This is a genomic window from Mesorhizobium sp. M1A.F.Ca.IN.020.04.1.1 (assembly GCF_003997315.1).
In the GTDB taxonomy this organism is placed as follows: domain Bacteria; phylum Pseudomonadota; class Alphaproteobacteria; order Rhizobiales; family Rhizobiaceae; genus Mesorhizobium.
This window is the reverse complement of record NZ_RZSN01000078.1, coordinates 1-25,888: the sequence shown is the minus strand read 5'-3', so window position 1 is coordinate 25,888 and position 25,888 is coordinate 1. Positions and strand designations below refer to the sequence as shown.

The following is a 25,888-nucleotide window of genomic DNA, read 5'->3' as shown; positions in this document are numbered from 1 at the left end:
GATCTACCGCGGCCTCGCCGACACCGACGCGACCACGGCCGGCACCATCATGGCGCTGTCCCCGGTCATGACGATGGTGCTCGCGCGTTTCGTGCTCGGCGAGCCGCTCGGGCTTTGGCAGGCGCTCGGCGCGGTGGTTGCGCTTGCCGGCATGCTGGTGATCGTCGCGCATGGCGACCTGACGGCGCTGCTCCAGCTCCAGTTCAATCTGGGTGAATTGTGGATCGTCGGCAGCGCGTTCTGCTGGGCGCTCTACACCGTGCTGGTGCGCCGGTCCAAATTCGGCATCGAGCTGTTGCCGCTGGTGGTGCTCCTGCTCGGCGCCGGCGCGCTCGTCGCCCTGCCTTTCCATCTGTGGGAACTGGTCAACGACGAGCGCTCCGCCTTGAACGCCCATGGCTGGCTCGCGCTCGCCTATCTGGCGGGCCCGGGCGGCGCCCTGATGTACTATCTCTACAATCGCAGCGTGGCGACGCTCGGCGCCAGCCGGGCGAGCATGCTGCTCTATCTGCAGACGATGTTCGTCGCCATCCTCGCCTATCTGCTGCTCGGCGAGAGCCTGCATGACTACGATCTCATAGGCGCCGCCTTCATCGTCGCCGGCATCGTGCTTGCCACGATGCTGAAGCCGCATGCGGCTCGCGTCGCCTAGCCCGGTCATGGCAAGTGCAAGGAAAGCGTGTACCGCATCGGCGCGGTCGATCTCCCATGCCCGATGTCCTTCGGGGTTCGAATGACACGGTCTGTCGACACCCTGACACGGGAGCGGCCCGGAGCCCTTGTGGGTTTGGTGGCGAAAGGCAAGGGCCACCGGGCCTAACCGGCGGGGACCTAGTACGGGGACTTCGCTAAGAGGGCACCGGCTGATAGAAATATGCGCTAATGCTAATACAATTGAAACGCATCCCTAAGGACGATGGCCAGACTGGCCAGCTTAGGTAAATATCGGCCGTGTGCTTCGCATGCTCGGCCATTCGGACGACCGAGGCCACGACAAGGCAGCGAAGCAAGCGCCTACCTGATCTGGAATCCGTGGGCCAACGGATCGCGGTCGTCCACAAAGATCGTATTGTGGCCAATAATTTGCGCCCATCCGCCGACGCTTGGCCGAATGCCTTTGAAAGGGCCAACGTCAACCTCCGCCTCGACACGGCCCTCGAAGACAGTGCCGATCAGGCTTTCCTGGCGGAAGCTGTCGCCGACTTTCAGGCGGCCCTTGCCGCGAAGTTGCGCCATGCGCGCCGACGTTCCCGTGCCGCCCGGCGAACGGTCGATCGCCTTGTCGCCGTAGAAGACCGCACCGCGGCCGTCGGCATCGCTGCCCAAGGGTTTGTCGCACCAGATGGCGTGGTGGACGCCGCTTATTCTCTCGTCCTCGGGGTGGGCCGGATTGCAGACAGTCGCCAACGCGTCGCGCAGACGCCGGCTGAGGTCGACGATGTCGCTGGCCGACATGCCCTCCAGACCCTGCCAGTTTTCCTGCGGCTCGACCACCGCGTAGAAATTGCCGCCATAGGCGATGTCGACCACGAGCCGGCCGAGCCCTGGAACATGGACGCCGACATCGGCCGCATGCAGATAACTGGCGACATTGAACATCCGCACGGAGTCCACGAATTCGCCCGGCTTCTCGTACTGGATGTCCACTCTTCCCGCCGGCGTCTCGATCGACAGCCTGCCCGGGATGCGCGGCGTAACGAGCCCTTCTTCCAGCGCCGCCGTAACCAGGCCGATCGTGCCGGCGCCGCACATCGGCAGGCATTCGCTGACCTCGATGAAGATGACGGCGAAATCGCAGTCCTCCCGATACGCAGGATAGATGATGGCGCCCGACATGATGTCGTGGCCGCGCGGTTCGAACATCAGCGCCCGCCGGATCCAGTCATGCTCGCGCACGAAGAGCTCGCGTCGCTCGGCGATCGGGGCGTGCGGCAGCAAAGGTCCGCCGCCGGCGACCAGCCGAACCGGGTTGCCGCAGGTGTGGGCGTCGATGCAGAAGAAGCTGCGGCGCATGATCTCTCCGTTCAGGCAGGCTTGGCCGCACCGGGTGCCCGGCTGCGCTCCAGCGCGCCCCTCGACAGCCGGTCGAGGAAGATGGCGATCGCCACGATCGACAGGCCGGCCCGCAGGCCGAGCCCCATCTCCATGCGGGTCAATCCCCGCGTCACCTCCGCGCCGAGGCCGCCCGCTCCGACGAGGCCGGCCAGCACGACCATAGCCAGTGAGAGCAGAATGCACTGGTTGAGGCCGACCAGCAGGGTGGGCGTGGCGGAGGGGATTTCTATCTTAAACAGGATCGATCGCGGCGAAGCCCCCGTGGCCTGGCCAAGCTCCAGAAGATCCTTCGGCACCTGGTTGAAGGCGAGCGTCGTCAGGCGCAGCATCGGCGGTATGCCGTAGACGATCGTCGCGATGATCGCCGGCACGCGGCCGAGGCTGAAGATCATGACGGCTGGGATGAGATAGACCCAAGGCGGTACCGTCTGCATGATGTCCAGCACCGGCCGGATCGCGGCCTCGAAATTCTTGGAGCGCGATGCCAGGATGCCGAGCGGGAACGCGATCGACACCGAGATGATCACCGCCACCGTCACCAGCGCCAGCGTCTGCATCGACGCGGCCCAGAAGCCGGCCAGCAGGCAGAAGAGAAGCGCAACGGCCGTCACGACGGCAACCCTGGTGCCGACGAGAAAGAAGGCCAGAGCAACGGCCAAGACGATCGTCACATAGGCGGGCGGGTAGAGCAGGGCGACTTCGATGCCGCTGAGCACCGCCTCGATCAGTTTGGCCACGGCGTCGAAAAACGGATGGAAGTTGGTGTTCAGCCAATCCACCGCGGGGGCAAGATAACCCCCCGGCGAAAAGCGGAGCAGATCGAAATTCATCTTGCGCCTCCCTTGGCGCGGCTGGCCGCGCTTTGCGTGAGCCTGTCGAGCACCATGGTCAGTATGACGATGGCGATGGCGGCGTTGATAGAGGTTGCAATGTCGAGCGTGCGCACGGCCGAATAGATCGTCTCGCCGAGACCGCCCGAACCGACGATGCCGGCGATGACGACCATGCCGAAGGCCATCATCAGGCTCTGGTTGATCCCCGCCATGACGCTCGGGATGGCGAAGGGGAGCCTGATCTTGACGAACATCTGCCAAGGGGTCAGGCCGGTCGCGTGTCCCAGCTCCACGAATTCGCGCGGCGTCATTCGGATGCCCAGCGCAGTGAGCCGGATGGCAGGAGGCATCGCGACGATGAAAGTGGCCACGAGCGCGGTCGCCGGTCCGTAACCCAGCAGCGCGATCGCCGGAAGAAGATAGATGTAGGGTGGCAGCGTCTGGATCAGGTCGAGTATCGGCTCGAGGAAACGGTCGAATGCCCTGCCGAAACCCGCCACGATGCCGATCGGAATGCCGAAGAGCAGCGCCAATATGGTGGCGGTAATCACCAGGGCGAGCGTGCTCATGGTCTCGGCCCAGAGCCCCATGACCGCGCAGAAGACCAGGGCAAGCCCGGCGAGAACGCCGGCGAGGGCATTGATCAGTCGCCACGCGAGCAGCGCCGCGACCATCGCGATCAGGTAGAACGGTGCGAGCTGCAGCAGCCACAGGACGCCGTCATAGGTTCCTTCAAGCCCGGCCCTCAGCGTTTCGAACAGCCAGTCGCCATTGTCGCTGATCCAGCCGAGAGCCGTGTCGGTCCAACTGTCGAACGTGTCGGTAATGGTCGAGATGTCCATAGTGCTCCTCCCGAGCTATGCCGCCACGAGTTCCCCCGCAGGCTTGCCGGCGACACCGCGCAGCAGGCCGCGGATGGTGACGACGCCGACGACCGTTTCGCCCTCGACCACCGCGACCGCATCGCGATCGGACTGGGTCGTGAGGTCGATGAGCGCGCCGATGTCGGCCTCGGGCGACGTTTGGGGCAGGGCGTTCACGTCGCTATGCGGTTGCGCACTCTTGTATTCGCCCACTGGCGTCATCACGGAGTGCGCCTTGACCAGGTGAATCCTGGAAATGCCCGCCACGAAATCGGAGACGTAATCGTCTGCGGGTTTTGTCACGATGTCTTCAGCCGTCCCGACCTGGACGATGACGCCGTCCTTCATGATAGCAATACGGTCGCCGATGCGGATGGCTTCCTCGAGATCATGCGTGATGAAGACCGCCGACTTGCCGAGCGACTTCGTCAGTTGCCGGAACTCGTCCTGCAACTGACGGCGGATGAGCGGGTCGAGCGCGCTGAAAGGCTCGTCCATGAGGATGATTTCCGGGTCTGCCGCCAAGGCTCGGGCGAGGCCCACGCGCTGCTGCATGCCGCCGGAAAGCTCCGAGGGATAGCGCGATGTCCAATCGGCGAGCCCGACCTTTCCGAGGGCAGCACGGGCGATCTTGTTGCGTTCTTCCTTGGCGACGCCGCGCACCTCGAGGCCGAAGCCGGCGTTTTCCAGAACCGTGCGGTGCGGCAGGAGCGCCACGCTTTGGAACACCATGCCGATATTGCGGGCGCGCATGTCGCGCAGCTCCGTGGCATTGAGTTTGGCGATCTCCTTTCCCTTGACCGTGATCTTGCCGAGGCTCGGCTCGATCAGGCGATTAAGCAGACGGATCAGCGTCGACTTGCCGCTTCCCGAGAGGCCCATGATGCAGAAGATCTCGCCGCGGCGGACCTGGAGGCTAGCGTCGGCAACACCGACCACGCAGTTGAACTCCTGCAGCACCTGCTTTTTGGAGAGCCCGCGCTCGGAGATCGCCTTGACCGCGGCCGAGGCGCGGCTCCCGAACACCTTCCACACGGATTTGCAGTCGACCAACACTTCGTTGGGGGCATTCACGGTCATGTTCATTGCCTTCCCCATGGGCCACCAAATGGCTATCGTGTTTGGAGGCGGGCAGCCGGTTCGGCGGCCCGCCGTTGGTGTGATTACTCGCCCTTGATGTTTTCCCAGCGCTTCAGGAGATCGGCGTGAGCGTCGGTCCAGGCCTTGACGGCTTCATCCATCTTCTTGCCGTCGCTGACCGCGCCGTTGATGGCGGTAATATCAGCGAGCGGCACATAGACCGAGGCGATGACCTCGCGGGCATGCGGATGGTCGGCCGAGAAGCCCTTCTTGGCAATCCAGTAGTAGCTCTGCGGCGGCGGGAAGATGCCCTTCGGATCCTTGAGGAATTTCACGGGATACTTCTGCATCATCCAGGACGGCTCCCAGATGGTGACGGCGATCCATTCCTTGCGGTCGACGGCCGACTTCAGCGCGGCGGTCATCGCGGCGGTGCTGCCTTCGACCAGCTGGAGCTTCAGGCCGTATCCCTTGACCGCATTGGCGGCGTCGCGCATCAGGCCCGAACCCGGCTCGATGCCGACGATCTTGCCGCCGAACTTGTCGGCGTTGTCGTTGAGCTGCTCGGTCGAATCGATGGTCACGTAGTTCGGCACGGCGATCGCCTGGTAGAGGCCGTGCGAAACCGGAGAGATCTTCTCGAGGCGCTTCTTGTTCTTGTCCCAGTAGTCCTGCGCGACATAGTCCGTCTGCGAGGCGAGCAGTTGAATGTCGCCCTTGGTCAATGCGGCGTAGGCGATGCCCCATTCGGAAAAATCGACCACCTTGACGGTGTAGCCGGCGTCCTCAAGCACCTTCTTGGTGATGCCTGTGATGGGGGTGAGATCCTCCCACGACATCGTGCCAACGGTGATTGTCTTTTCTTCCGCCTGAGCGGACAGCATGGTCATCCCGACCATCGCGGCAGCGCAGAGCGCTTTCCACAACGTCTTCATGTTTCCTCACTCCTTAGTTTCCGTTTCCATTCCCGTTCGAAGACTTCGCGGTCTGCTCGGTCTTCACATTGCGCGGCGAGAACTCATCCCTCGCGGCCAGCACGCAATTCCTGCAAACGGATCACCGTGTTGATGCCCATCCACGCGAACGGTTCGGGAGGAAGCCGCGCGGGTTGGGGTTGATCCGTATATTTGTCGAGCATGTTCGACCGGGTGCCGGTCGCGAGATCCGCGGCCATGATGCCCGCGAGCGTGCTTTTCACGGTCCCAAGGCCGTTCTCGCAGCACGCCGAATAAAGGCCGTCTTCGATCTCGCCGAAGGCGGGCACGTGGTTGCGGCTGAGGCAAAGCCGTCCGGCCCAGACATATTCGAACGGCACATCCTTGAGGTCCGGAAACCTGGCATCGAGTGACGTCCGCTGCTCGGCGGCGATGCCGGCCAAGCGCTTCTCGCTGACCCGCACGGGCCAGTCATAGGTGAACCGGGTCCGGATCACGATCCGCGAGAGCCCGTCGTTGGTTATCTTCCGGACCGTGGCGCCCATCGGATCGGCCGGCAGCAATGCCCACCGCTCCTTGCCCGTCGACTTCGCGGTGAATGGGGCGGTCATCGATGCATAGGTGAAGATGTGCATCAGGCGGCCGCGGAAGTAACCGAAATCGTCGATATGGCCGTTGACGCCGAGGATGACTTTCGGCGCGGTGACGCTTCCGGTGCGCGACACCGCCTTCCAGGCTCTTCCGGCCCGGGTGAGCTTGAGCACCGGCGAGTGCTCGAAGATGTCGACCTTCGGTGCGAGCCCCGCCGCGAGCCCCCGGATATAGTCGGCAGGCTGGATCATCACGGCGCCGGGCGTGTAGAGGCCGCCGAGATAGTAGGACGACCCGGTGATTTCCCGCATGTCGCTCGCGTCGAGGAAGCGATGCCCTTCGCCAATCGTCTTGAGCGAGCGGCCGTAATTGGCATTGAGTGTCATGCCGCGTTCGGTCGCCGCGGCATTGATCTTGCCCGAGGGATCGAAGGTGCGCGCGGACATTGCGTATTCCGCGGCCGCCTCGGCGGCGAAGGCGATCGCGAAGCGGTTCTCGGCGATCTCCGCCTTTGTTTCGGCCTCACCGGCGACGGAATATTCGCCCGACGACAAATTGTGCGGGGTGTCGATCATATAGCCGGAATTCCGGCCGGCGGGACCTTTGGCGACCTCTCCGGCTTCCAGCAGGACGATCCTGTCGCCCGGCCGAAGCTTTGCGAGCCGCCGGGCGGCGGAGAGGCCGGCAAAGCCGCCGCCGATGATCAGCCAGTCGGCCTTGATGTCGCCGTCGAGCGTGCGGACGGGGAAGCAGCGTCTGCTGATCGCCTCCCAGCCAGAGATTCCGGATTCAGCCGGAAGCCGCTTGACGACGAGATCGCTCACCGGACGGTCTCATCGACCGAACGGTCGGAGACGTCGATCCAGACCGTCTTCAGTTCGCAGTAATTGTCATGCGCGAAGACCGACTTGTCGCGCCCGCCGAAGCCGGATTCCTTGTAGCCGCCGAACGGTGTCGTCGCGTCGCCTTCGCCGAAGCAGTTGACGGTGACGACGCCGGCGCGGATCTCGCGGGAGAGCTTGATCGCCTTGCGCAGGCTCCCCGTGTAGACGGACGCGGTCAGGCCGTAATTCGTGTCGTTGGCGAGCGCGATCGCCTCGCCCAGCGAGTTGAACGTCGTCACCGACAGGATGGGCCCGAAAATTTCCTCCTGGAAGAGGCGGCTCGCAGGCGTGACGCCGTCGACGACGGTCGGCTCGATATAGGCGCCCTTATGCGTGGCGCCGCCATGGGCGACCGAGAGCTTTTCGGTCTTAACGTCGCCGAGGAAGGATTTCACCTTCTCGAAATGGGTCTTGCTGACCAGAGCGCCGATGCGGTTTTCAGGGTCGAGCGGATCGCCGGTCTTCCATTCGCGCATGTAGGCGCCGATCCGCTCAAGCAGCTCGTCCTTGATCTTGGCGTCGACGATGAGCCGCGAGGTGGCCGAGCAGTTCTCGCCCATGTTCCAGAACGCGCCGTTGACCACCTGTTCGGCGACGAGATCGAGGTCTTCGGCGTCGTCGAGAACCACGGCCGGGTTCTTGCCGCCGCATTCCAGCACGACGCGCTTGAGGTTGGAGTCGGCCGCGTAGCGCAGGAAACGGCGGCCGGTCGGCGTCGATCCGGTGAAGGCCACCATGTCGACGCCCATATGCATGCCGATCGGTTCGCCGACCTCCTTGCCACCGCCCGGCACGACATTGAAGACGCCGGCCGGAATGCCGGCCTCATGGGCGAGCTCCGCGACACGCAGCGTGGTCAGCGTCGTCTCCTGGGCAGGCTTGACGATGACCGAGCACCCGGCCGCAAGCGCCGGGCCGATCTTCCAGGCCAGCATCAGCAGCGGAAAATTCCACGGCAGGACGCAGCCGACGACGCCGACCGGCTCGCGCACGACCATGGTCAGCGCCTTCGAGCCAACGGGCGCGGTGTTGTCGTAGAGCTTGTCGATCAGCTCGGCATGCCAGCGGATGGTATGGATCGTGTCCGGCACATCGACGGTCTGGCATTCGCGGATCGGCTTGCCGCTGTCGAGGCTCTCCATGACCGCGAGTTCGTGGCGGTTGCGCTCCAAAAGCTTGGCGAATTTGAGCAGGACGGCCTTGCGCTCGCCAGGCGCGAGATGCTGCCAGCGGCCGTCGTCGAAGGCCTCCCTGGCTTTGGCCACGGCGAAGTCGACATCGCTGGCGTCGCAAGCCGCGATGTCGGCAAGCACCTCGCCGGTCGCCGGATTGGTCGTTCTGAAGGTCTTGCCGGAATTTGCCGGGCGGAAGGCTCCGTCGATGAAGGCATTGGTCGGGAATTGAATCTCGGCGGCGAGCGCCTTGTATTCGGCGGCGGTCAGAGGCTCATGCATTGGTTTGCTCCCGACGTGATCTGGGCGACCGTCCGCTTCAGCGTGGCGACGACAGTCTGGAGGGATCGCTTTTCTTCCGAATTGAGAGGCCGCAGCGGAGCGCGCACGCCGCCTGCCTTCAGGCCGATCAACTCGCATCCATGCTTGATCGACTGGACGAACTTGCCGCATTCGAGAAAGTCCATCAGCGGCAGCATCGCGCTCATGATGGCGCGGCCCTTGTCGAAGTTCTTTTCGAGCACGCAGGCCTGGTAGAGCGCGACGTGCTCGCGCGGCAGGAAGTTCGAGCCGGCGCAGACCCAGCTCCTGGCGCCCCAGGCGAAGAATTCCAGCGCCTGGTCGTCCCAGCCGCAGGAAAGCGAGATGTGCGGGAACTTGCGGGCAAGCCGGTGCAAATTGCCCATTTCGCCGGAGCTTTCCTTGATGGCCACGATGTTGCGGGATTTGCCGACGCGGGAGAAATACTCCTCGCCCATCATCACGCCCATGCGGGCCGGATAGTTGTAGAGCATGATCGGAAGGTTGGCCGCGCGGTCGACGGTGAGCGCATGAACCGCGTTCTCGCGCTCCGTCGGCAAGGCATATGGCGGCGACGAGACGAGGATCGCGTCGGCGCCGATCTCCTTCGCCGCCTTGGCGTATTCGACCGAATCTTCGGTCCTGGTAGCGCCTGTGCCGATGACCAGCGGAAGGCGGGTGCCGATCACCTGCTTGGCATAGTCACCGAGCTCGAAGCGCTCCTGGGCGCTTTGGGCATAATATTCACCGGTCGATCCACCAACGATGATGCCGTGCACCTTGGCTTCGATGAGTGACTCGAGAACGTCGGCGAAGGCCGCGTTATCGATCTGACCGTCCGGACCGATCGGCGTCACCGCCGGCGTGTAGATGCCCTCAAACTTCAAGACATTTCTCCATCGATGGAGTGGCCGTTTCGACCAATGCGTCATTCGGCAAAACGGAGGCCATCTGCGAATTCCCAAGCGGGGATTCGCAGCGCTCGAAACCGGTTGATCGCGTTTGATAACGCGCAAGATTGCACGTCAGCATCCGAGAGTCAACAGATTGTATAATTTACGTACACATAAAAAATATGGCACGAGTACAATTCTGGAGAGCGCGCCCGTCGCGCATTTGCGGACATGGAGCAGGTATTCGGTGGCGTCGCCGCAGATCTCCCAGCTCTCCAGCAGAACCGATTCGAAAGTGAAGTGAATTCGCGGGTACCTGACCAGCGGCTCCAGTCAGGTGCGGCTGATATTGGCCATCTCGACCCGCGGACCTTTTTTTGCTTCACGACCATGCCGAGGCGAAGCGTTCCGCCCTTCTTGCCTTCCTCGGCGATCGGCGGTGCAAAAGGTCTGGCTGGAACAGGCCTGACGGATCGGTGCCCCGAGGTGGCGGCCGCGGAATCTGCGTCTTAAGCGGGAGATTTCGCTGCCGGCACCGGGCCCGGCAGCAGGCGTTCTTCCTATCCCGGCCGCAATCGCTTTCCTAAGCGGCCGTCAGTTATCGCCGACCAGCGCGTCCGCCTTCATTCCCTGCGGCGCGATGAACATTTCCATGTTCTCGCGCGACAGTTCCCAGTGCTCGAACACCAGGTCGACGACGGCATCCTCGTCATGCGCGCCGATGGCCGAGATGAAGCCGTCATGATGTTCGACCGCCGTCTGCAGCCGCTTGCGCATGTCGTCATTGCGTGGGCGGAAGAAGGTATGGCCGATGCGGGCGTGGTCGATCAGCAACCTGCCGAGGCTGGGCTGAAGATAGGCGTTGGCGGACATCTCACCGATGATCTCGTGAAACCTGTTGTTCTCGACCACCATGGAAAGCGCGTCGCCTGACTTGCTGGCGGCGCGGAAACGCTCCTGCGTGTCCTTCAGGTCTACCATCTGCGAAGGCTTGAAATTCTGCACGGCCAACCGGCCGATGGCGGCGTAGACCATGGGGGCGACCAGGAAGAATTGCCGAAGGGTCGAATGGTTCATCGGAACGACCCTGGCGCCCCGGTTCGCGCGGATCTCGATGTAACCTTCGCCCTCCAGCCGGCGGAAGATTTCCCTGACAGGGGTCCGCGACAGGCCATAGCGCTCGCTCAGCGCCACCTCGTCCAGATCCTCGTCAGGATCGAGTTCCATTGTCAGGATGCGACGTTTCAGATCGTCATAGAGACTGCCCTTGCTTCCCTTCATGGCGCACCTTCGGAATCATCTCTGCCAATCGACATACCTGGCACGGTTGGAAGAGTCGCATGCACTTGCAAGTGAGTCAACGGATTGTATTTTCTTGGTACACAATATAAGACCGGATGGATCGGTGGCACAATGACAGCCCGGACGGCGATCTTGTCTGAATGAGCTTCGGATAACGCAAGGGACAGGTCCGCAAAGCATGGCCAAGAAGTTTGCGTTTCTCCTGGTGCGCGATTTCACTTTGTCGCCGCTGTCGCTTTTCATCGACACGCTGCGGCTCGCCGGCGATGAGGGCGATCGCAGCCGCAGGGTGGAGTTCGACTGGCAGATCGTCGGCGAGCGCGGCCTGCCGATCCGGGCGAGCTGTGGCGTCGAATTGCTGCCGACCAAGGCGATCGGCAATCCGGAGGACTTCGACAACGTCGTCGTGGTCGGAGGCCTGCTCGACACCAACCGCAATCTCAGCGCTGAAAAGGAGGCGTTCCTTCTGCGGGCCGCCGACAAGGGCGTGCCGATAACCGCGCTGTGCACGGGAAGCTTCGTGCTGGCCCGCTACGGCTTGCTGGACGGCTACAGCGCCGCCGTCAGCTGGTTCCACATCAAGGATTTTCGCGCCGAATTCCCCGATGTGAATGCGCATGCCGACAGCCTCTATTCGGTCGACCGCGGCCGCGCGACATGTGCCGGCGGCACCGGCGCGGCAGACCTCGCCGGTTATTTCGTGTCGCAATTCATCGGTCAGAAGGCGGCGGAAAAGGCCGCCAAGATCCTTGTGCTCGATCGCATCCGCAACATCCGGGACGTGCAGCCCGTCGGCGACCTGTTTCCCGAAGCGTCGAGCCGTGCGGTGAAACGGGCCTTGCTGCTGATGGAAAGCAGCCTGCAGGAAAAGATATCGGTCACCGAGATCGCAAGCCGGTTGAATTGCTCCCGGCGCCAGCTCGAGCGTCTTTTCGCGACCGAGCTGGGCACAAGCCCGATGGCCGCGTACCTGGCGCTCCGGGTTCACTACGCCAAGTCGCTGCTGGAAGGCAGCGACCTGCAGATAGGCGACATCGCCTACAGGTGCGGCTTCGAAAATGCCGGGCACTTCAGCCGGGTATTCCGTCAGCACACCGGCATCACGCCGACCAACCTCAGGCATCCAGGCCGCTTGGCTGCTCAAGCGGCGAAGCAGTGAATTCCTTAAGGCCGATGCGAACAGGGGCTTGGTAGGCTACGAAATCCGCTGCCCGTTCTCGTCCAGCAAAACACAGCCGCTCGGATCGAACCCGACCTCGATGATCTCGCCCTCCCGGACGATGCGGCCGTTGATCGGCGCGTTGGCGCGGATGCTCGTCTTGCCGCCGAAGTCGATCTCGTAAATGGCGCTGCCGCCGAGATAGGAGGTCGAGACGACCCGGCCGGAGAGCTGGTTGGTGCCGGCTGCGGCAACGACCGACAATTTCTGCGGCCGCACCACCACGGTGACCTTGCTGCCCGGCGCCAGCGGCTGCGGCGACGTTACATGGACGGTCTGGCCGGCGGCAAGCGTCACCGCTATCTGCCCGTCGGATCTGCTGACGGTGCCGGCAAGCATGTTGGCCTTGCCGAGGAAATCGGCGACGAAGGCGGTGGCGGGCCGCTCATAGACTTCCTCCGGCGTGCCGATCTGCTCGACCGAGCCGGCGTTCATCACCACGATGCGGTCCGACATGGAGAGCGCTTCTTCCTGGTCGTGGGTGACGAAGATGGCGGTGATGCCGGTTGCCTTCTGGATCTTCTTGATCTCGACGCGCATCTCCTCGCGCATGTTGGCGTCGAGCGCCGACAGTGGCTCGTCGAGCAGCAGCACCTGCGGTTCGAAGACGATGGCCCGCGCCAGCGCGATGCGCTGCTGCTGCCCGCCCGACAATTGCGAGGGCAGCTTCTTCTCGCTGCCCGGCAGCCGCACCATGTCGAGCGCCTGGCCGACCCTGCGCGCGATCTCGGGCTTCGGCACGTTGCGATACTTCAGGCCGAAGGCGACATTGTCGAACACGCTCTTGTGCGGGAACAGCGCGTAGCTCTGGAACACCAGGCCGATGTTGCGCTTGTAGATCGGCACGTCGTCGACCCGCCGCCCATCGATCATGATCTGGCCGCCCGAAATGTCGACCAGCCCGGCGATGGAGCGCAGGATCGTCGTCTTGCCGCAGCCCGACGGCCCAAGCAGGGTGACGAAACTGCCCTTGCGGATCGACAGCGAGAAGTCGCGCACCGCGACGAACTTGCCATAGGCGATGTCGATGTCGCGGAACTCGACCGCTGGCTGCTCCGCACTCATGTTGGGAGCTGTGCCGGGTGCCCCGGCCGAGACCGGCCGGGGGCTGAGTGACGCTTCGCTTCTGTCAGGCACCTTTCGCGATCCTGTCCCACTGCTTGGTCCAGGCGTCCTCGTTGGTCGCCCAGTAGACCGGATCGGCGAAGGTCAGCGCCTTCATCGAGCCGGTCTTGTCGAAAGCCGGCAGCTTCTCGATCTTCTCAGTTAGCTTCACCTTGGTCGGGTCGAGCGACGGCGGGTAGCTCTGGCCCTCGGCCACCGCGATCGAGGTCGCCGGATCGAGCATGAAGTTGATCAGCTCTTCGCATTCGGTCATCGGCGAGCCTTTCAGGATCAGCATGTCCTCCATCCAGGCATAGGAGCCCGCCGGATCGAGATAGCCGATCGGATGGCCCTGATCCTGCAGGGCGGCGACGCGGCCCGACCAGGCGTCGGTCACCACGATCTCGCCCTTGGACAACAGGTCCATCAGTTCCGCGCCGGAGCTCCAGAATTTCTTGGCGAGGTCGCGCGTCTCGCGCACCTTGGCCCAGATCGTATCCATGTCCTTGATGTTGTTGGGATCCTGTCCGGTGGCCAAAGCCGCGTACCAGACGCGGGTGGTCATGTCGGCATAGCCGCCGACCTTGCCGGCGTATTTCTTGTCGAGCAGCAGGCCGGCACCCTTTTCCTTCGCCTCCTCGGGCGAGATCACCTTGGTGTTGTAGGCGATGCCGGTGGTGCCGTAGTCGTAGGGCACCGCCGAGAGCTTTGGCGTCAGCTTGCGGAACGGCTCGATCATCGGCTGCAGCACATTCGCCATGTTGGGAATGTTGGCCTCGTTGATCTCCGAGTTCATGCCGGCATTGACGTATTTGATGTAGTAGTTGACGCCGGACGAATGCACGATCTGGAAGTCGCCTGGCTTCGCCGTCTTGATCTTGGTGATGATCTCGTTCTCGTCGCCGAACGTGCCCTGGACCACCTTGATCTTGGTCTTGGCTGTGTAGGGCTGGAAGGCGTATTTGTCGATCGCCTCCTGCACGGTTCCGCCCCAGCCGTCGAAGCGCACCTGCTCGACCGCGGCGAGCGCGCGGCTCATCCACGGCATGGAGAGGCCCGCCGAGGCCGCGGCGGCGGCGGTCAGGCTCAGAAAGGTGCGGCGGCTCAAATCGCCGTTCACGTAGCGGTCATGCAGCCGTTCCAGCCGTTTGGTGGTGGATAGTTTCATTTTGCTTCCTCCTTTGGTTCGCCTCGTCTTCTCAATTTTGTCAGGCTTTGCATGAGAATGCCGCCGATCAGCGGGATGCCGACGGTCACCAGGATCATGACCGTGCCCAGTGCATTGATCTCCGGGCTGATCGAAATCTTCAGCATCGAAAGGATTTGGGTGGGCATGGTCTCGACGCCGGCCGGCCGCCAGAACAGGCTGGCCGAGGTGTTGTCGAACGAGATGGTGAAGGCGAGCAGCGCGCCGGCAACGACCGCCGGGATGAGCAGCGGCAGCGTGATCTCGCGGAAGGACGAGAAGCGCGAGGCGCCGAGCGAAAGCGCGGCCTCCTCATAGACGCGCCGGATGCCCACCATGCGCGCCTGGGTGATCAGCACCACATAGGGCACGGCGAGCAGAATATGGCCGAGCACCAGGAGGAGCAACGTTCGCGGCTGGTCGACCGCCTTGATCAGCACCAGGAGGCCGACGCCCAGAATGGTTTCGGGCACCAGCGCCGGCAGGATCACCAGCGTGCTCAGCGTCTGCTTGCCGGGGAACTCGAAACGCACCAGCGCGAACGAGGTGACGACGCCGATCGCCGTGGTGGCGGCCGCAGTGACCAGGGCGATCCACAGCGACGTTCGGAACGCGGCCAGCACCGCCTCATTGGCCATCAGCTTGCCGTACCATTGCAGCGAAAAGCCGGTCATCGGGAAGCCGCCGAACATCGAGGCGTTGAACGACAGGATGACGGTCGCCGCAATCGGCGCGAACATGAAGATGTAGACGCAGAGCGTGACGAAGCCAGTCAGCCGCCAGGCCCATCTGCCTTCCTCTTTCCGGCGTGCAGGCTTCATCCGCCCAATCCCCTCATCCTCCAAGGCCTTTGACGATCTGCGACATGCCCATGTAGCGGGTGTAGATGGCGGCGAAGAAACCGAGCACGACGAACAGCACGATCGAAAGCGTGGCGCCCATCGGCCAGTTCAGCTCGCTCATGATGGTGTCGTAGATCAGATTGCCGAACAGCGCGTCGCGGCCCGAGCCCAGAAGCTGCGGCGTCACATAGCTGCCGGCGGCAAGCACGAAGCAGAGCAGCAGGCCGGCCGCGAGGCCGGGCAACGAAAGCGGCAGCGTCACCTCGCGAAACGCCTGCGCACTGGTGCAGCCCATCGAGCGGGCTGCCGCAATCAGCGTGCGGTCGATGCTTTCCAGGCTGACATAGACGTTGAGGATCATGTAGGGCAGCAGGAAATGCAGCAGCCCCATGATCACCGCGCCCTCGGTGTAGAGCATCGGCAGCGGCTCGCTGACAATGCCCAACTTTATGAGCGCCACGTTGATGACGCCCTGTTCGCCGAGAATGTTGATCCAGGAAAAGGTGCGGATGGTGAAGCTGATCCAGAACGGCACGATGAGCAGGAGAAGCAGCAGCCACTTGTGCCTGAAGCTCGTCGCCCAGATGAAATAGGCCGGAAAATAGCCGAGCACGCCGCAGAGCAGCGCGGTGATGGCGCCGACCCGCAGCGTCTTAAACAGGAAGCCGTGGTAGTAGCTGTCGGTGAGGAATTCGTGCCAGTTCGCGGTTGTCAGCGCGCTGGTTTCCACGCCGGCGGTGACGAAGGTGAAGAAGGTGTAGACCGACATCACGGCGATCGGCAGCACCAGGAAGAAGATCAAGAGCAGCAGCACCGGCGCGATAAGCATCCAGGCCAGCCGTGGATCATACAAGGTCCATCGATTTTTCATGCGCACCCGAAGGTCCGCGCTTTCTTTGAAGCGCTTCTGTTCCCGCAGCTCAGATTGGGTGATTGGGAGCGCGATGTCTACAGGCGGCGATTGAGCCAGAGAGCCTCCGACTGTTGGCGATCGCGTCGTGCCGTGCCTCCACGCAAACAGTCCAGGCAAGCAAGGGAAAGGGCCCGACATCGGGCCCTTCCCATTCTACCGGACACTCGGTGCGGCTGGATCAGGTAGCGCCAATTGGCGGAGGGAATGACCGCTTTGACCGCCCCTTATTTCAGCCCAATGGTCATGCCGCTGAGATCGGCATTGATCTGCAGGCCTACCTGCCGGCCTGTGAGCTGGAGCTCGGCGCCCTTGTCGTTGGTCATGACGATCACCTGAGCGCCTCTGCCGAGCGCGCCGCCGCCGCCCGCTGCGCCGTACACTCCCGCCACGTCGCGGGCGCGGCGAATGTGGCGCACTGTGCCTTTGAAATAGGTCTTGGAAGCCCCGAAGGCGAGGCCGCCCGAGATGCCCCCGATCGAGATGGGATAGTTGCGACCACGGAAGGTCAGCGTGCCTTCGCCGCCGGCGCCGCCGATGAAGAAGGCCGCCTTATAGATCGAGAAGCGGATCGTGCCGCTGTCGGCGTGAGCAGCGCTGGCAAAGCTCACGCCGACAGCGGCGATGACCGCAATCGCGGCTGAACGAATTCTGGACATGGTGAGACTCCTCGAAAGCGCCGATTGCCCAACCGGCAGGGCACGTCAGCGTTGTATGAAACGATAGCTGAACAGTCTCGCAGGTCTTTTGGTTCCAAGGCTGGCGGATTGAATCCGGTTGCGAGAGGACGCCACGAAAGCAGGCGGCGTAGCGTCGTGTAGCTATCTCGGGGTCTCATCGGCTCGGTCAGCGCCTCCTCCGCGCGCTGCGGACTCAGGCGCCCAATTCTTGCCTGTGCGCGTTGACGAGGTCGGCCATGCTGTCGAAGCGGAAGTCCACATTTGGCATGTCGCCGGGGTGCATCGTGGCGCCGAAGCCCTGGTCGGCGTGACGGCGATAGATCCAGCACGATGCCAGGCCGACGCGATTGGCGGGAGCGTGATCATGGAACATGCTTTCGGCAGTGTGCAGGACTTGGCTTTTCTCCACCCCGATCATCGCCAGCTTTTCGAGCATATAGTCGAAGTTGCGGGCGGAGGGCTTGTAGGAGCCGATGTCCTCTGCCGTGTATATCGCGTCGAAGTCGACGCCGAGCTTCTTGTTGCTGAACGAAAAGCTCTTGTTGTCGACGTTGGAAAGGATGATCAGCTTGTAGTGCTGCTTGAGATACCGCAAGGCTTCCGCCGAGTCGGCAAAGGCCGGCCAATCCTTCACGCTTTCGCCATAGGCCGTGCATTCCTCTGCGGTGGCGACGACGCCCCATTCCTCGGCAAGCCGCTTGTAGACGATCGGCAGAAGGTCGCGGTAGCGTCTTGCCGGAGTCCAGTTCTGCTGGCTGGATTCGTGCCGGGCATGCGCCTCGAGGATCTCGTCGCGGCTCAAACGGCGCCCGGCGCGCTCTGTCAGCGGCTTCAGGCCCTCGATCATGCCCGATTCCCAGTCGATGAGCGTGCCGTAGCAGTCGAAGGTCAGGGCCTTGAAATCGGTCAGCTTCATGGAATTGCACTCCTTGTTGGTGTCGCGTGATTATCCGGCAGGCTGCTCGCATGAGCTCAAACGCGCCTCGTCCTTCGATGCAGCGCTCCTCGATGCCGTGAGCCAGACACCGAACAGGGTCACCGCCAGGCCGAGGAACATCGCTCTCGATAGCGGTTCGCCGAAGATCAGCCACGCCCAGAGCATCGTCACCGGCGGGCTGAGATAGACCACGCTGCTGACCTGTGCGGCGGTGTAGTGACGCAGGCTCATATAGTAGACGCCGTAGCAGAAGAAGGTCGAGAACAGCACCAGCCACGCCATGCCGAATTGGAAACGCCCATCGAGCGGCGGTGTCAGGCCGCCGTTCCATTCGGCGCAGGCGGCAAAAAGGATCGCCGCCGTCAGGCATTGAATGCACAAGCTCTGATGGATGGGCATATCGATCGTCCTGATCCGCTTCTGCACCACGGTCGCCAGGGCGAACACCAGCATGGAAGCGATCGTGAGGACATAGGCCCAGACCGGTGCTTTGCCGAGACTGAGGCTGTCCAGGGAGACGATAAGGACGCCCGTTACGCCCAGGGCTGTTCCGATCCATTGTCTTGCGCTCAGCCGGTGGCCGAGAATGGGCTGCGACAGCGCCGCGATGGCGAGAGGGACAAGATCGGAGATCAGCGCGACAAGGCCGGTCGGAACGCGCTGGCCGATGGCAAGGGCGAATCCGCCTAGATAGAGGAACATCGTCGCCACGCCGAACGCCATCTGCTGCGCCAAGGCGCGCCCGCTGATGCGCTGCCCGATCAAAAGAGCAAATGGCAGAAGGATAAGTCCGGACAAAAAAGTCCGCCAGAACAGGACCAGCATGACGTCGGCGTTCTCGCTGGCGTAGCGGATGCCGACGAAGCCGGAGCTCCAGCTTAGGACCAGGGCTGCCGCCACGGTCGGCCATACCAGAGGATGAGGCTTGTTCTGCAGAAGCGTCATGGGCTGTCTTTATTCGAGCGGTGCGCCATGCTCCTGAAGCGGATCACCAGCGCTGTCTGGCGCAGACTTATGGCTGCACACTCGCTGCCTTGCACATGACAAATTTCGATAGGCTCATGAAACAGCTACGAACAATGACATAAATATTTGCCCGAAAACCCGCTCTGTGTCAGAGGTTTGGCGCGGTGCTTTCATTGCGAGCGAGGATTGTCATGGCTGGAATTATGAGCCGCCGCCTGGATGTCGATGCCCTGCGGGCGCTGGTCGCGATCGAGAAACATGGCGGTGTCACCCGTGCGGCCGAGGTTCTGGGTTTGTCGCAATCGGCCGTCAGCCACAAGATGAGGCGGCTGGAAGCGAGCCTCGACTGCGAAATCCTCAGCCGGAAGCCAAACGCGCCGCTGTTCACCACGGCCGGGCACGATCTCCTGGGTTATGCGCGGCGCATCCTGGGAATTCATGACGAGGCGGTACTGAGCCTCTCGAAAAGCACGCTGCAAGGCAAGATCGCGCTGGGAATGACCGAGGATACGACCTGCACGGATCTCTCGCGCATTCTTGGCCGGTTCCGCAGGCTTCATCCCGAGGTGAGCGTCCGTACGCAAGTGCGCATGAGCCTCGTCTTGCGGGAGCAGCTCAGCCAGGGGGCCCTTGACGCCGCGATCGTCCAGCTGTTCCAGCACGAGGTTCGCCCTGCCGACATCGTCCTCTACCGCGAGACGCTGCACTGGGTGAAGTCGCCGGATCTGGTCCTGTCGAAGGAAAAGCCGATCCCGTTCCTGTCCTTCGACGAGAACTGCTTCTATCGGCGCTGGGGCCTCGATCTTGGGCAGGACGAGGGAACGGTGTTCGAGACCGTGTTCGAATGCTCCAGCGCAGCCGGGATCGTCGCCGGCGTGACCTCCGGGCTCGGCGTCGCGCTCTTGAGCCAGCGGCACCTGCAACCCGGCATGGAGATCGTCGACAAACACTTCCCCAAGCCGCCGGACCTGGCCTATGTGATCAGGCGCGCACGCAACTCCCGAAATCCCGCGCTGGAGACTTTGGTCAGGGAGATCGAAGCCGAAGTCAAACGCTACGGGGCGCTTCAGATCGCCGTTTGAACAATCGTGCTGGCCAGGAGCGTGACAAGGCCGTCACAGAGCACGCAGCGGCGCGATTCACTGGTATCCTGAAAGAATGCTGGGATGGAATTAGCATGGCGAAGCTCGTCTTCGGAATGAATCAGTCACTGGACGGCTATGTCGACCACGAGGCATTTGCGCCCGATCCCGCGCTGTTTCGTCACTGGATAGAGCAAGTGCGCGGCCTGACGGGCAGCGTGTACGGCCGTCGCATGTACGAGGTCATGCGCTACTGGGACGAGGACCGTTCCGAGTGGACCCCTGAGCTCCGCGAATTCGCGACGGCGTGGCGGAGCCAGCCGAAGTGGGTCGTGTCGAGCACGCTGCAGTCCGTTGGCCCCAACGCCACGCTTGTCGAAGGCGGCCTGGCGGAGATGATACGTGACCTGAAGGCTCGGCTCGCTGGGGAGATCGCCGTTTCCGGACCGGACCTGGCGCGAAGCCTGACCGACCTCGGGCTTATCGATGAGTATCGTCTCTACATCCATCCCGTCGTGCTTGGTCACGGAAAGCCATTCTTCGCCGGCCCCCGGCCGCGGCTCCGGCTCGTGGCCAGTGATTTGATCGGGGAGGAAGCGATCAGGTTGACTTATGTTCCCGCGTAGGCACGCAACTCCCCGACGGAGGGCGCCGTCGCGTCGCGCGGAGCGCCCGCTCACCTCTCCGCAAACGCCCGGGCGAACGAATCCACCATCGGCCGCGCCAGATACTCGAAGAAGGTCCGGTCGCCGGTGTTGATGAAGGCTTCGACCGGCGTTCCCGGATAGAGTTGCTCCGGCTTGACGCCGGGCGGGAGCGCGTCGGCGATCTTCAGCTTGGCGCGGAAATAGGGTTCGTGGGTAGCCTGGTCGATCAGCCGGTCGGCCGAGATCTGCGTCACGGTCGCCGATACCTCTGGCGTCAGCCGCGTGTTGAGCGCTGACAGCCTGAGCTTCGCCGGCTGGCCGACGCGCACCTGATCGACGTCTTTCGGCCGCAGCTTGGCATCGACGTTGAGGCCCGATGCGGTGGGCAGGATCTCCATGATCTTTTCGCCGGGCGCGATCACGCTGCCTTTCGAATTATAGGTGGAGGACACCACGATGCCTGCCGCCGGCGCCTTGATCGTCGTGCGCTGAAGCACCGCTTCGGCTGCCCTGATCTGCTCCTCGATGTCGGCGAGGTTGGTGCGCACCTCGTCGAGCTTGGTCAGCGCTTCCTCCACGCGCTGCGTGGTCAGCCGCTCGACCTGCACCTGCGCCTCGACGATCTGGCTGTTGGCCCCGGCAAGATTGGCCTCCAGCGCGCCGGCCTGGCCGACCAGATCGGCTTCCGAGCGCAGCAACTGCGAATATTCGGTACGGTTGGTGAGGCCCTTGTCGAGCAGGCCTGTCTTGATGCCGAGCTCCTTCTTCACGACATCGGCCTGCTGCTGGATGGCGAGCTTCTGGGCGTTCAAGCCCACGACCGACTCGCGATGCATGGCGACCCGCTGCGCCATGATCGATTGCTCCGACCGGAACCGGGCGAGCCTGGCGTCGAACTCCTTCTGCTGCTCGCGGATGAGGTTTTGGAAATCCTGCTGGAACGGCGCCGGCGCTGCCTCGGTGATCGGCGCGAGCCTGTCCAGCCCGTCGCGCTCCGCCTCCAGCCGCGCCATGCTCGCCTTGAGCGCGATCGACTGCCTGGTCAGACGGTTGAGCTCGGCTTGCGCTGCCGTCCGGTCGAGCAGGATGAGGTCCTGGCCCTGCTGCACGCGGTCGCCCTCGCGGACCAGCAGCTGCTGGATGATGCCGCCCTCGGGCTGCTGGATGAGGATGTTGCCGCCCGTCGCCGAGATCGTGCCCTGCGTGATTACCGCGCCGGACAGCGGCGCGCTTACCGCCCAATAGCCGAAGCCGCCCGCAAAGAGCGCGATTGCCGCATATCCTATGAAGGCCACGCGCCGGAAGTCGGTGCGCGGCTGTCCATCCCAGGCAAGGCTCTCGATCGTCATCGTCTAGGATCCGAAGCGGATGCCGTGCGTGCGGATCATCGGCGCGAATGATCCGGTCACCACCGTGCCCTGCTGGGCGGCCGGGGCGTTGCCGGCGCCTCTATCGACAGTGGACCGCCGCAGCACCTCGGCGCTCGGGCCGAAGGCCTCGATCACACCACCGCGCAGAACCATCACGCGGTCGCAGGCCGTTGCGATGGACGGCCGATGTGTGATCACGAGGATCGTGACGCCGGCCGCCCGCGCGGCGACCAGCACCACTTCGAGCGCCGCCTCGCCGCTGCCGTCGAGATGGGAACTGGGCTCGTCGAGCACGAGAATGCGCGGGTTGCCGTAGAAGGCGCGCGCCAGCCCGATCCGCTGCCGCTCGCCGCCCGAGAGCGTCCTGTCGGAAGGGCCGATCATCGTCTGGTAGCCGTCGCGCTGCGCCAGGATCAACTCATGCGCCTGGGCGCGCCTGGCGGCCTCGACGATCGCGGCGTCCTCTGCCTGCGCGTCGAAGCGGGCGACATTGTCGCCGATCGTGCCGGGAAAGAGCTCCACCTCCTGCGCCAGGTAGCCGATCTGTCTCCCGAGCTGTTTTTCGTCCCACGTCCTGAGGTCGGCGCCGTCGATCCTCACTGCGCCCCCGGTCGGCTGCGCGGCACCGACAAGCAGCCGCGCCAGCGTCGATTTGCCGGCGCCGCTCGGCCCGACGATCGCCACCGCTTCGCCGGCGCCGATCTGGAAATTCAGCCGCTTGAGGATAGGTTCGGTGCCGGGCTGCGCGTTCGGCGCCATGAAGAAAACGTCCTGCACCGAAATCGCGCCTAATGGATCGGGGAGCGCCAGTTTCCGCTTCCCAGCCGGATGCGCAGCAAGCGCCGTCTCCAGCCGCTTCCAGGCGCGCTTTGCCTCGACGATTTGCCGCCAGGCGCCGATCAACTGGTCGAGCGGCTGCAGCGCGCGCGACGACACCAGCGAGGAGGCGAAGATCATACCCGCCGTCATCTGCCCCTCGAGCACCAGCCACGCGCCGGCGCCGAGGATCGCCAGCTGCAGCATCATGCGCAGCGCCCGCGAGGCGCCGCTGAAGATCGCATTGGCGCTCGAGGAACGGTCGTAAAGCGTGAGCGCTGCCCCGACATGCCGCCCCCAGACCCGAGCGGCGTTCTCGACCATGCCCATGGCGCGCAGCGTTTCGGCATTGCGGGCAAAGACCTGTTCCGCATGGCTCGCCAACGCCGAGCGTTCCGCGGACATGGCATCGTTCCGGCCAATGGCGAGCTGGTTCGCGACGACAAGGACGAGCAGAAGCACCGCGCCGGCGACTGTCACCCAGAACAGCACCGGATGGATCAGATAGAGCAAAGCGAGGAAGACGGGCGCAAAGGGCAGGTCGAACAGCACCGCCACGCCGCGCGACCGGACGAAGGCGCAGACCGAGGCGAGATCACGCAGCGGCGACAGGCCGCCGGCATATTTGGGCGCCAGCGAGAGGGCGAATGTCCTTGCCCCGAGCTTCCTGTCGACGGCGGCCGCGACGCGCTGCGTGTAGACGGCGCGGATCGCGTCCAGCAGTCCGAGGAAAGCGAGCGCAAGAACCGCAATCGCCGACAGATAGACCAGCGTCTCGACGCTGGAGGAGGGCAGCACGCGGTCATAGACCTGAAGCAGATAAAGCGGGATCACCAGAAGCAGGATGTTGATCAGCAGCGAGAAGAGCCCGACATCGCCGACGGCGCGCAGGAACACCGCCCGCAGGCTCGACGGTGCAGTCATATCGGCCGCCGCTGCATGATCCCGGGACATCGAACCGATCGCCTGAAAATCTTAAGCGTGGCCCCCAAACTCGGAACCGTGATGCAGCGTGCTGCTGCCGAAGCTGTGCGTGGCAGTGCTGTGCGTTGCGGTGGTGGTGCTGCTGGTGGCGATCAGGGGGTTAGCCTCCACAGCGTCCAGCGTATAGGCGCGGATGTAGTCGATCTTCATCTCAGCCGGTGTGGCAAGATGATCCGGCGGCGCGCCAGCCTGGCCGCCGATCGCAAGATTGACCAGCATGTACATGGGCTTGTCCATGTCCGAGGGCGTCGCCGCTTCCGCGACCTGCACGCCGTCATAGGTCCAGACAAGCTTGTCCGGCGTCCACAGCAGGCCATAGGTGTGGAAACCGGCAGTATCCATCGCATTCACCGTAGACCCGACCATGGTGTGCGTACCCGTCTCCATCGTATGCGCGGTCATCAGAAGCGAGTTCGGGGTCTGGCCGTATCTTTCGATGACGTCCAGCTCAGGCGGCCACGAGCCGTCTTCCGGCAGCAGCCAGAAGGCCGGCCAGGCGCCGGCGTTTTCCGGCAGGTCGGCGCGCATTTCGAAATAGCCGTATGTCTGCGAGAAGCTGTCATGCGTGGTCAGGATGCCGGACGTGTATTCGTAATTGTTGATCAGCGGCTTGATGTCCGCCGGCGCTTGCGCCGCGGTGATGGTGAGCACGCCGTTGTTCACGCTGAACGGGTGGACCGAGCTCGTCGGCGCGTAATTGGCGTCGATATACCATTGCAGCTCGTTGTTGGTGGCGAGCGTGCTGCCGTTCGGCGCGCCCCACCAGAAGTTGGTATCCCACGTGCCGCCTTGGCTGTTGTGGAGGTTCAGCGCGTTGAAGTCGTCGCTGAAAGACAGCGTCATGTCGGACTTGTCGATCGGCAGCTGGAATTGGCTGGGCTGCAGCTTGTCGATGGTCGTGTCCTTGAACATGAGGATCTCGCCGGATCCGAGGTTCAAGATGACGTTCGGTCCCGCCTGGATCATGTTCGAGTGGATGGCGTCGAAGGAAGTGAACCCATAGCCATCGAGACGGACGCTGTCAGTCGCGGCAAAATTGGCGATCAGGTCGCTTCCGTTGCCTTTCGCGATGATGAAAGTGTCGTAACCGCCGCCGCCATCGATCAGCACATCATTGCCCTTGCCGCCGTCCAGCGTCTGGTGGCCGGCCTTGGCGGTGATGATGTTGTCCAGGTCGTTTCCAAAAGCGTAGTTCTTGGCGTTGGTGACGATCAGGTTCTCGACATTGTCGGGAAGCGTGTAGCTCATCCATGTGCTGATGGTGTCGATGCCTGCCCCATAGCCCTCGGCCACCTTGTTGCCCGCGGCATAGAGATAATAGATGTCATCGCCGTAGCTCCCGTGCATGGTGACATTGACGCCGGAAGCTCCATAGAAGGTGTCGTTTCCGGAGGTGCCCCACAAGTCCGGTCCGGACCCCGCCGCCGAGTACCAATGGTTGGACGAGCCGCTATAGGGGAGAGGAACGCCTACGGCATTGACGAAGCTGCTCATCGGACAACCCTCCTCGCAATACACGGCTTGCTTGAATCGGCATGCGAACTCAACCGATCGCTAGCGGGTCAACTTGTAATTCCGGGTATCGTTCCAAGGAATTGTGTAATAGTACAGAGAAAATTTGCCGTTCGGCGATCAATTATTCGCAAGAAAAGAGAGTGAGAACGCCCTAATACAATTTGCACGCGAGGGCTCACTCAGTTTTACACAATATTACTAATTTCTTTTATCAAAAATTAAGCATCGCGGCGCGAGGAGTTCGCGTAGGCGGCACGACTCACCTGAGCGGCGGGGCCCGATCCGGCGGATGCTCGCCTGATGCATTCCGCGCTCAAAGGGCAGCGTCGTCGGCTCACGCCTTGCCCATCGCGATCGACTTCAGGAACGCGGCCGCCAGTCCCTTGGCAACGGCCTGGTCGAAGCCCGCTTCGCGCATCGTCTCGATCGCGGCCGCTGTCGTGCCGCGATAGCCGAGAAAGGCCTCGACCGTATCGGCCGGTGAAGCGTCGTTGAGCTCCAGCAGCCGGCCGGTTCCGGTGAGCACGGTGTTGACCGCGCGGCGCGCGACCTCCGGCTTGAGGCCGAAGGCCACGGCGTCGCGCATCATCGCTTCGGCGAGCAGGGCAGGGAAGGCGGGCCCCGAGCCCGTCAGCCCGGTGAGATAGTCGATGTCGCGCTCGCTGCCGACCTCATCCTCAACGCCGCAGGCTCCGAAGATCGCGCGCCGCGCGGTCAACACC

Annotated in this window: 24 protein-coding genes and 1 pseudogene; 4 read left to right on the top strand and 21 right to left on the bottom strand. The window is 63.4% G+C overall.

Annotated features, from left to right (window positions below):
- Window positions 1–652 (top strand): EamA family transporter (locus tag EOA49_RS17140; protein ID WP_127243267.1); only part of this gene is annotated, 652 nt, incomplete at its 5' end.
- Window positions 653–1,014: 362 nt separating this feature from the next.
- Here EOA49_RS17140 and EOA49_RS17135 read toward each other — a convergent pair.
- The 10 genes and pseudogenes from EOA49_RS17135 to EOA49_RS17090 all read right to left on the bottom strand — a co-directional run bounded on the left by EOA49_RS17135 (window position 1,015) and on the right by EOA49_RS17090 (window position 10,887).
- The gene (locus tag EOA49_RS17135) at window positions 1,015–2,013 is read right to left on the bottom strand and encodes a 4-hydroxyproline epimerase (RefSeq protein WP_127240200.1); all 999 of its coding nucleotides are present in this window, start codon (window positions 2,011–2,013) and stop codon (window positions 1,015–1,017) included.
- 11 nt (window positions 2,014–2,024) lie between these two features.
- Window positions 2,025–2,885: an ABC transporter permease subunit gene (locus tag EOA49_RS17130; RefSeq protein WP_067321777.1), complete on the bottom strand. Its 861-nt coding sequence runs from the start codon at window positions 2,883–2,885 to the stop codon at window positions 2,025–2,027.
- Window positions 2,882–3,730 (bottom strand): ABC transporter permease subunit, encoded by an 849-nt coding sequence (locus EOA49_RS17125; RefSeq protein ID WP_127240199.1) that lies wholly within the window; start codon window positions 3,728–3,730, stop codon window positions 2,882–2,884. Before EOA49_RS17125 ends, EOA49_RS17130 begins: the two co-directional genes overlap by 4 nt.
- Window positions 3,731–3,745: 15 nt before the next feature.
- On the bottom strand, window positions 3,746–4,837 hold the full coding sequence (locus EOA49_RS17120) for a glycine betaine/L-proline ABC transporter ATP-binding protein (RefSeq protein WP_067321771.1): 1,092 nt from the start codon (window positions 4,835–4,837) through the stop codon (window positions 3,746–3,748).
- A gap of 77 nt (window positions 4,838–4,914) precedes the next feature.
- On the bottom strand, window positions 4,915–5,766 hold the full coding sequence (locus tag EOA49_RS17115; RefSeq protein WP_127240198.1) for a glycine betaine ABC transporter substrate-binding protein: 852 nt from the start codon (window positions 5,764–5,766) through the stop codon (window positions 4,915–4,917).
- A gap of 83 nt (window positions 5,767–5,849) precedes the next feature.
- Window positions 5,850–7,181 carry an FAD-binding oxidoreductase gene (locus EOA49_RS17110; RefSeq protein WP_127240197.1) on the bottom strand — a complete coding sequence of 444 codons (1,332 nt, stop codon included), beginning with the start codon at window positions 7,179–7,181 and terminating at the stop codon, window positions 5,850–5,852.
- Window positions 7,178–8,695, bottom strand: a complete 1,518-nt coding sequence (locus EOA49_RS17105; RefSeq protein ID WP_127240196.1) for an aldehyde dehydrogenase — start codon at window positions 8,693–8,695, stop codon at window positions 7,178–7,180. The genes EOA49_RS17110 and EOA49_RS17105 overlap by 4 nt, the downstream gene beginning before the upstream one ends.
- The gene (locus EOA49_RS17100; RefSeq protein WP_127240195.1) at window positions 8,680–9,600 is read right to left on the bottom strand and encodes a dihydrodipicolinate synthase family protein; all 921 of its coding nucleotides are present in this window, start codon (window positions 9,598–9,600) and stop codon (window positions 8,680–8,682) included. The genes EOA49_RS17105 and EOA49_RS17100 overlap by 16 nt, the downstream gene beginning before the upstream one ends.
- A 228-nt stretch (window positions 9,601–9,828) precedes the next feature.
- A pseudogene (locus EOA49_RS33520) lies at window positions 9,829–10,040 on the bottom strand (diguanylate cyclase); the annotation flags it as partial.
- Between the two features lie 160 nt (window positions 10,041–10,200).
- Window positions 10,201–10,887 carry a GntR family transcriptional regulator gene (locus EOA49_RS17090; protein WP_067321755.1) on the bottom strand — a complete coding sequence of 229 codons (687 nt, stop codon included), beginning with the start codon at window positions 10,885–10,887 and terminating at the stop codon, window positions 10,201–10,203.
- Window positions 10,888–11,086: 199 nt separating this feature from the next.
- On the opposite strand from EOA49_RS17090, the gene EOA49_RS17085 reads away from it, so the two are divergent.
- Entirely contained in the window at window positions 11,087–12,067 is a 981-nt protein-coding gene (locus EOA49_RS17085) for a GlxA family transcriptional regulator (protein WP_066993111.1), read from the top strand.
- A gap of 36 nt (window positions 12,068–12,103) precedes the next feature.
- Here the strand turns inward: EOA49_RS17085 and EOA49_RS17080 are convergent, their stop codons facing one another.
- The 7 genes from EOA49_RS17080 to EOA49_RS17050 all read right to left on the bottom strand — a co-directional run bounded on the left by EOA49_RS17080 (window position 12,104) and on the right by EOA49_RS17050 (window position 18,731).
- Entirely contained in the window at window positions 12,104–13,264 is a 1,161-nt protein-coding gene (locus EOA49_RS17080) for an ABC transporter ATP-binding protein (protein WP_127243266.1), read from the bottom strand.
- Entirely contained in the window at window positions 13,257–14,399 is a 1,143-nt protein-coding gene (locus EOA49_RS17075) for an extracellular solute-binding protein (RefSeq protein ID WP_066993114.1), read from the bottom strand. Before EOA49_RS17075 ends, EOA49_RS17080 begins: the two co-directional genes overlap by 8 nt.
- Window positions 14,396–15,238 (bottom strand): ABC transporter permease, encoded by an 843-nt coding sequence (locus tag EOA49_RS17070; RefSeq protein WP_082953755.1) that lies wholly within the window; start codon window positions 15,236–15,238, stop codon window positions 14,396–14,398. Before EOA49_RS17070 ends, EOA49_RS17075 begins: the two co-directional genes overlap by 4 nt.
- A 13-nt stretch (window positions 15,239–15,251) precedes the next feature.
- Window positions 15,252–16,088: an ABC transporter permease gene (locus EOA49_RS17065; protein WP_245460707.1), complete on the bottom strand. Its 837-nt coding sequence runs from the start codon at window positions 16,086–16,088 to the stop codon at window positions 15,252–15,254.
- A 308-nt stretch (window positions 16,089–16,396) separates the two neighbouring features.
- Window positions 16,397–16,828, bottom strand: coding sequence for a hypothetical protein (locus EOA49_RS17060; protein ID WP_066993122.1), 432 nt, complete (start codon window positions 16,826–16,828; stop codon window positions 16,397–16,399).
- A gap of 214 nt (window positions 16,829–17,042) precedes the next feature.
- Window positions 17,043–17,765, bottom strand: coding sequence for a haloacid dehalogenase type II (locus EOA49_RS17055; RefSeq protein ID WP_095801459.1), 723 nt, complete (start codon window positions 17,763–17,765; stop codon window positions 17,043–17,045).
- Between the two features lie 30 nt (window positions 17,766–17,795).
- Window positions 17,796–18,731, bottom strand: coding sequence for a DMT family transporter (locus tag EOA49_RS17050; RefSeq protein ID WP_095801458.1), 936 nt, complete (start codon window positions 18,729–18,731; stop codon window positions 17,796–17,798).
- A gap of 212 nt (window positions 18,732–18,943) precedes the next feature.
- Between EOA49_RS17050 and EOA49_RS17045 the strand changes: the two genes are divergently transcribed.
- Complete coding sequence (locus tag EOA49_RS17045; protein WP_095801457.1) at window positions 18,944–19,834, top strand: LysR family transcriptional regulator; 891 nt, start codon at window positions 18,944–18,946, stop codon at window positions 19,832–19,834.
- A gap of 95 nt (window positions 19,835–19,929) precedes the next feature.
- Complete coding sequence (locus tag EOA49_RS17040; protein WP_095801573.1) at window positions 19,930–20,460, top strand: dihydrofolate reductase family protein; 531 nt, start codon at window positions 19,930–19,932, stop codon at window positions 20,458–20,460.
- A gap of 50 nt (window positions 20,461–20,510) precedes the next feature.
- Here EOA49_RS17040 and EOA49_RS17035 read toward each other — a convergent pair whose 3' ends face one another.
- The 4 genes from EOA49_RS17035 to EOA49_RS17020 all read right to left on the bottom strand — a co-directional run.
- Entirely contained in the window at window positions 20,511–21,830 is a 1,320-nt protein-coding gene (locus EOA49_RS17035) for an HlyD family type I secretion periplasmic adaptor subunit (RefSeq protein WP_095801456.1), read from the bottom strand.
- A 3-nt stretch (window positions 21,831–21,833) separates the two neighbouring features.
- Window positions 21,834–23,621, bottom strand: a complete 1,788-nt coding sequence (locus EOA49_RS17030) for a type I secretion system permease/ATPase (RefSeq protein ID WP_245460705.1) — start codon at window positions 23,619–23,621, stop codon at window positions 21,834–21,836.
- 21 nt (window positions 23,622–23,642) lie between these two features.
- The gene (locus tag EOA49_RS17025; RefSeq protein WP_095824587.1) at window positions 23,643–25,145 is read right to left on the bottom strand and encodes a family 16 glycosylhydrolase; all 1,503 of its coding nucleotides are present in this window, start codon (window positions 25,143–25,145) and stop codon (window positions 23,643–23,645) included.
- 355 nt (window positions 25,146–25,500) lie between these two features.
- Window positions 25,501–25,888 (bottom strand): pyrroline-5-carboxylate reductase dimerization domain-containing protein (locus tag EOA49_RS17020; protein WP_281058457.1); only part of this gene is annotated, 388 nt, incomplete at its 5' end.

Bases quoted from the DNA above. Each gene is read 5' to 3' on its own strand.
- EOA49_RS17065 (WP_245460707.1), bottom strand. From the start codon at position 16,088: ATGCTTATCGCGCCGGTGCTGCTGCTCTTGATCTTCTTCCTGGTGCTG.
- EOA49_RS17125 (WP_127240199.1), bottom strand. From the start codon at position 3,730: ATGGACATCTCGACCATTACCGACACGTTCGACAGTTGGACCGACACG.
- EOA49_RS17070 (WP_082953755.1), bottom strand. From the start codon at position 15,238: ATGAAGCCTGCACGCCGGAAAGAGGAAGGCAGATGGGCCTGGCGGCTG.
- EOA49_RS17085 (WP_066993111.1), top strand. From the start codon at position 11,087: ATGGCCAAGAAGTTTGCGTTTCTCCTGGTGCGCGATTTCACTTTGTCG.
- EOA49_RS17130 (WP_067321777.1), bottom strand. From the start codon at position 2,885: ATGAATTTCGATCTGCTCCGCTTTTCGCCGGGGGGTTATCTTGCCCCC.
- EOA49_RS17105 (WP_127240196.1), bottom strand. From the start codon at position 8,695: ATGCATGAGCCTCTGACCGCCGCCGAATACAAGGCGCTCGCCGCCGAG.
- EOA49_RS17045 (WP_095801457.1), top strand. From the start codon at position 18,944: ATGGCTGGAATTATGAGCCGCCGCCTGGATGTCGATGCCCTGCGGGCG.
- EOA49_RS17060 (WP_066993122.1), bottom strand. From the start codon at position 16,828: ATGTCCAGAATTCGTTCAGCCGCGATTGCGGTCATCGCCGCTGTCGGC.
- EOA49_RS17035 (WP_095801456.1), bottom strand. From the start codon at position 21,830: ATGACGATCGAGAGCCTTGCCTGGGATGGACAGCCGCGCACCGACTTC.
- EOA49_RS17135 (WP_127240200.1), bottom strand. From the start codon at position 2,013: ATGCGCCGCAGCTTCTTCTGCATCGACGCCCACACCTGCGGCAACCCG.
- EOA49_RS17115 (WP_127240198.1), bottom strand. From the start codon at position 5,766: ATGAAGACGTTGTGGAAAGCGCTCTGCGCTGCCGCGATGGTCGGGATG.
- EOA49_RS17030 (WP_245460705.1), bottom strand. From the start codon at position 23,621: ATGTCCCGGGATCATGCAGCGGCGGCCGATATGACTGCACCGTCGAGC.
- EOA49_RS17025 (WP_095824587.1), bottom strand. From the start codon at position 25,145: ATGAGCAGCTTCGTCAATGCCGTAGGCGTTCCTCTCCCCTATAGCGGC.
- EOA49_RS17050 (WP_095801458.1), bottom strand. From the start codon at position 18,731: ATGACGCTTCTGCAGAACAAGCCTCATCCTCTGGTATGGCCGACCGTG.
- EOA49_RS17120 (WP_067321771.1), bottom strand. From the start codon at position 4,837: ATGAACATGACCGTGAATGCCCCCAACGAAGTGTTGGTCGACTGCAAA.
- EOA49_RS17040 (WP_095801573.1), top strand. From the start codon at position 19,930: ATGGCGAAGCTCGTCTTCGGAATGAATCAGTCACTGGACGGCTATGTC.
- EOA49_RS17090 (WP_067321755.1), bottom strand. From the start codon at position 10,887: ATGAAGGGAAGCAAGGGCAGTCTCTATGACGATCTGAAACGTCGCATC.
- EOA49_RS17055 (WP_095801459.1), bottom strand. From the start codon at position 17,765: ATGAAGCTGACCGATTTCAAGGCCCTGACCTTCGACTGCTACGGCACG.
- EOA49_RS17075 (WP_066993114.1), bottom strand. From the start codon at position 14,399: ATGAAACTATCCACCACCAAACGGCTGGAACGGCTGCATGACCGCTAC.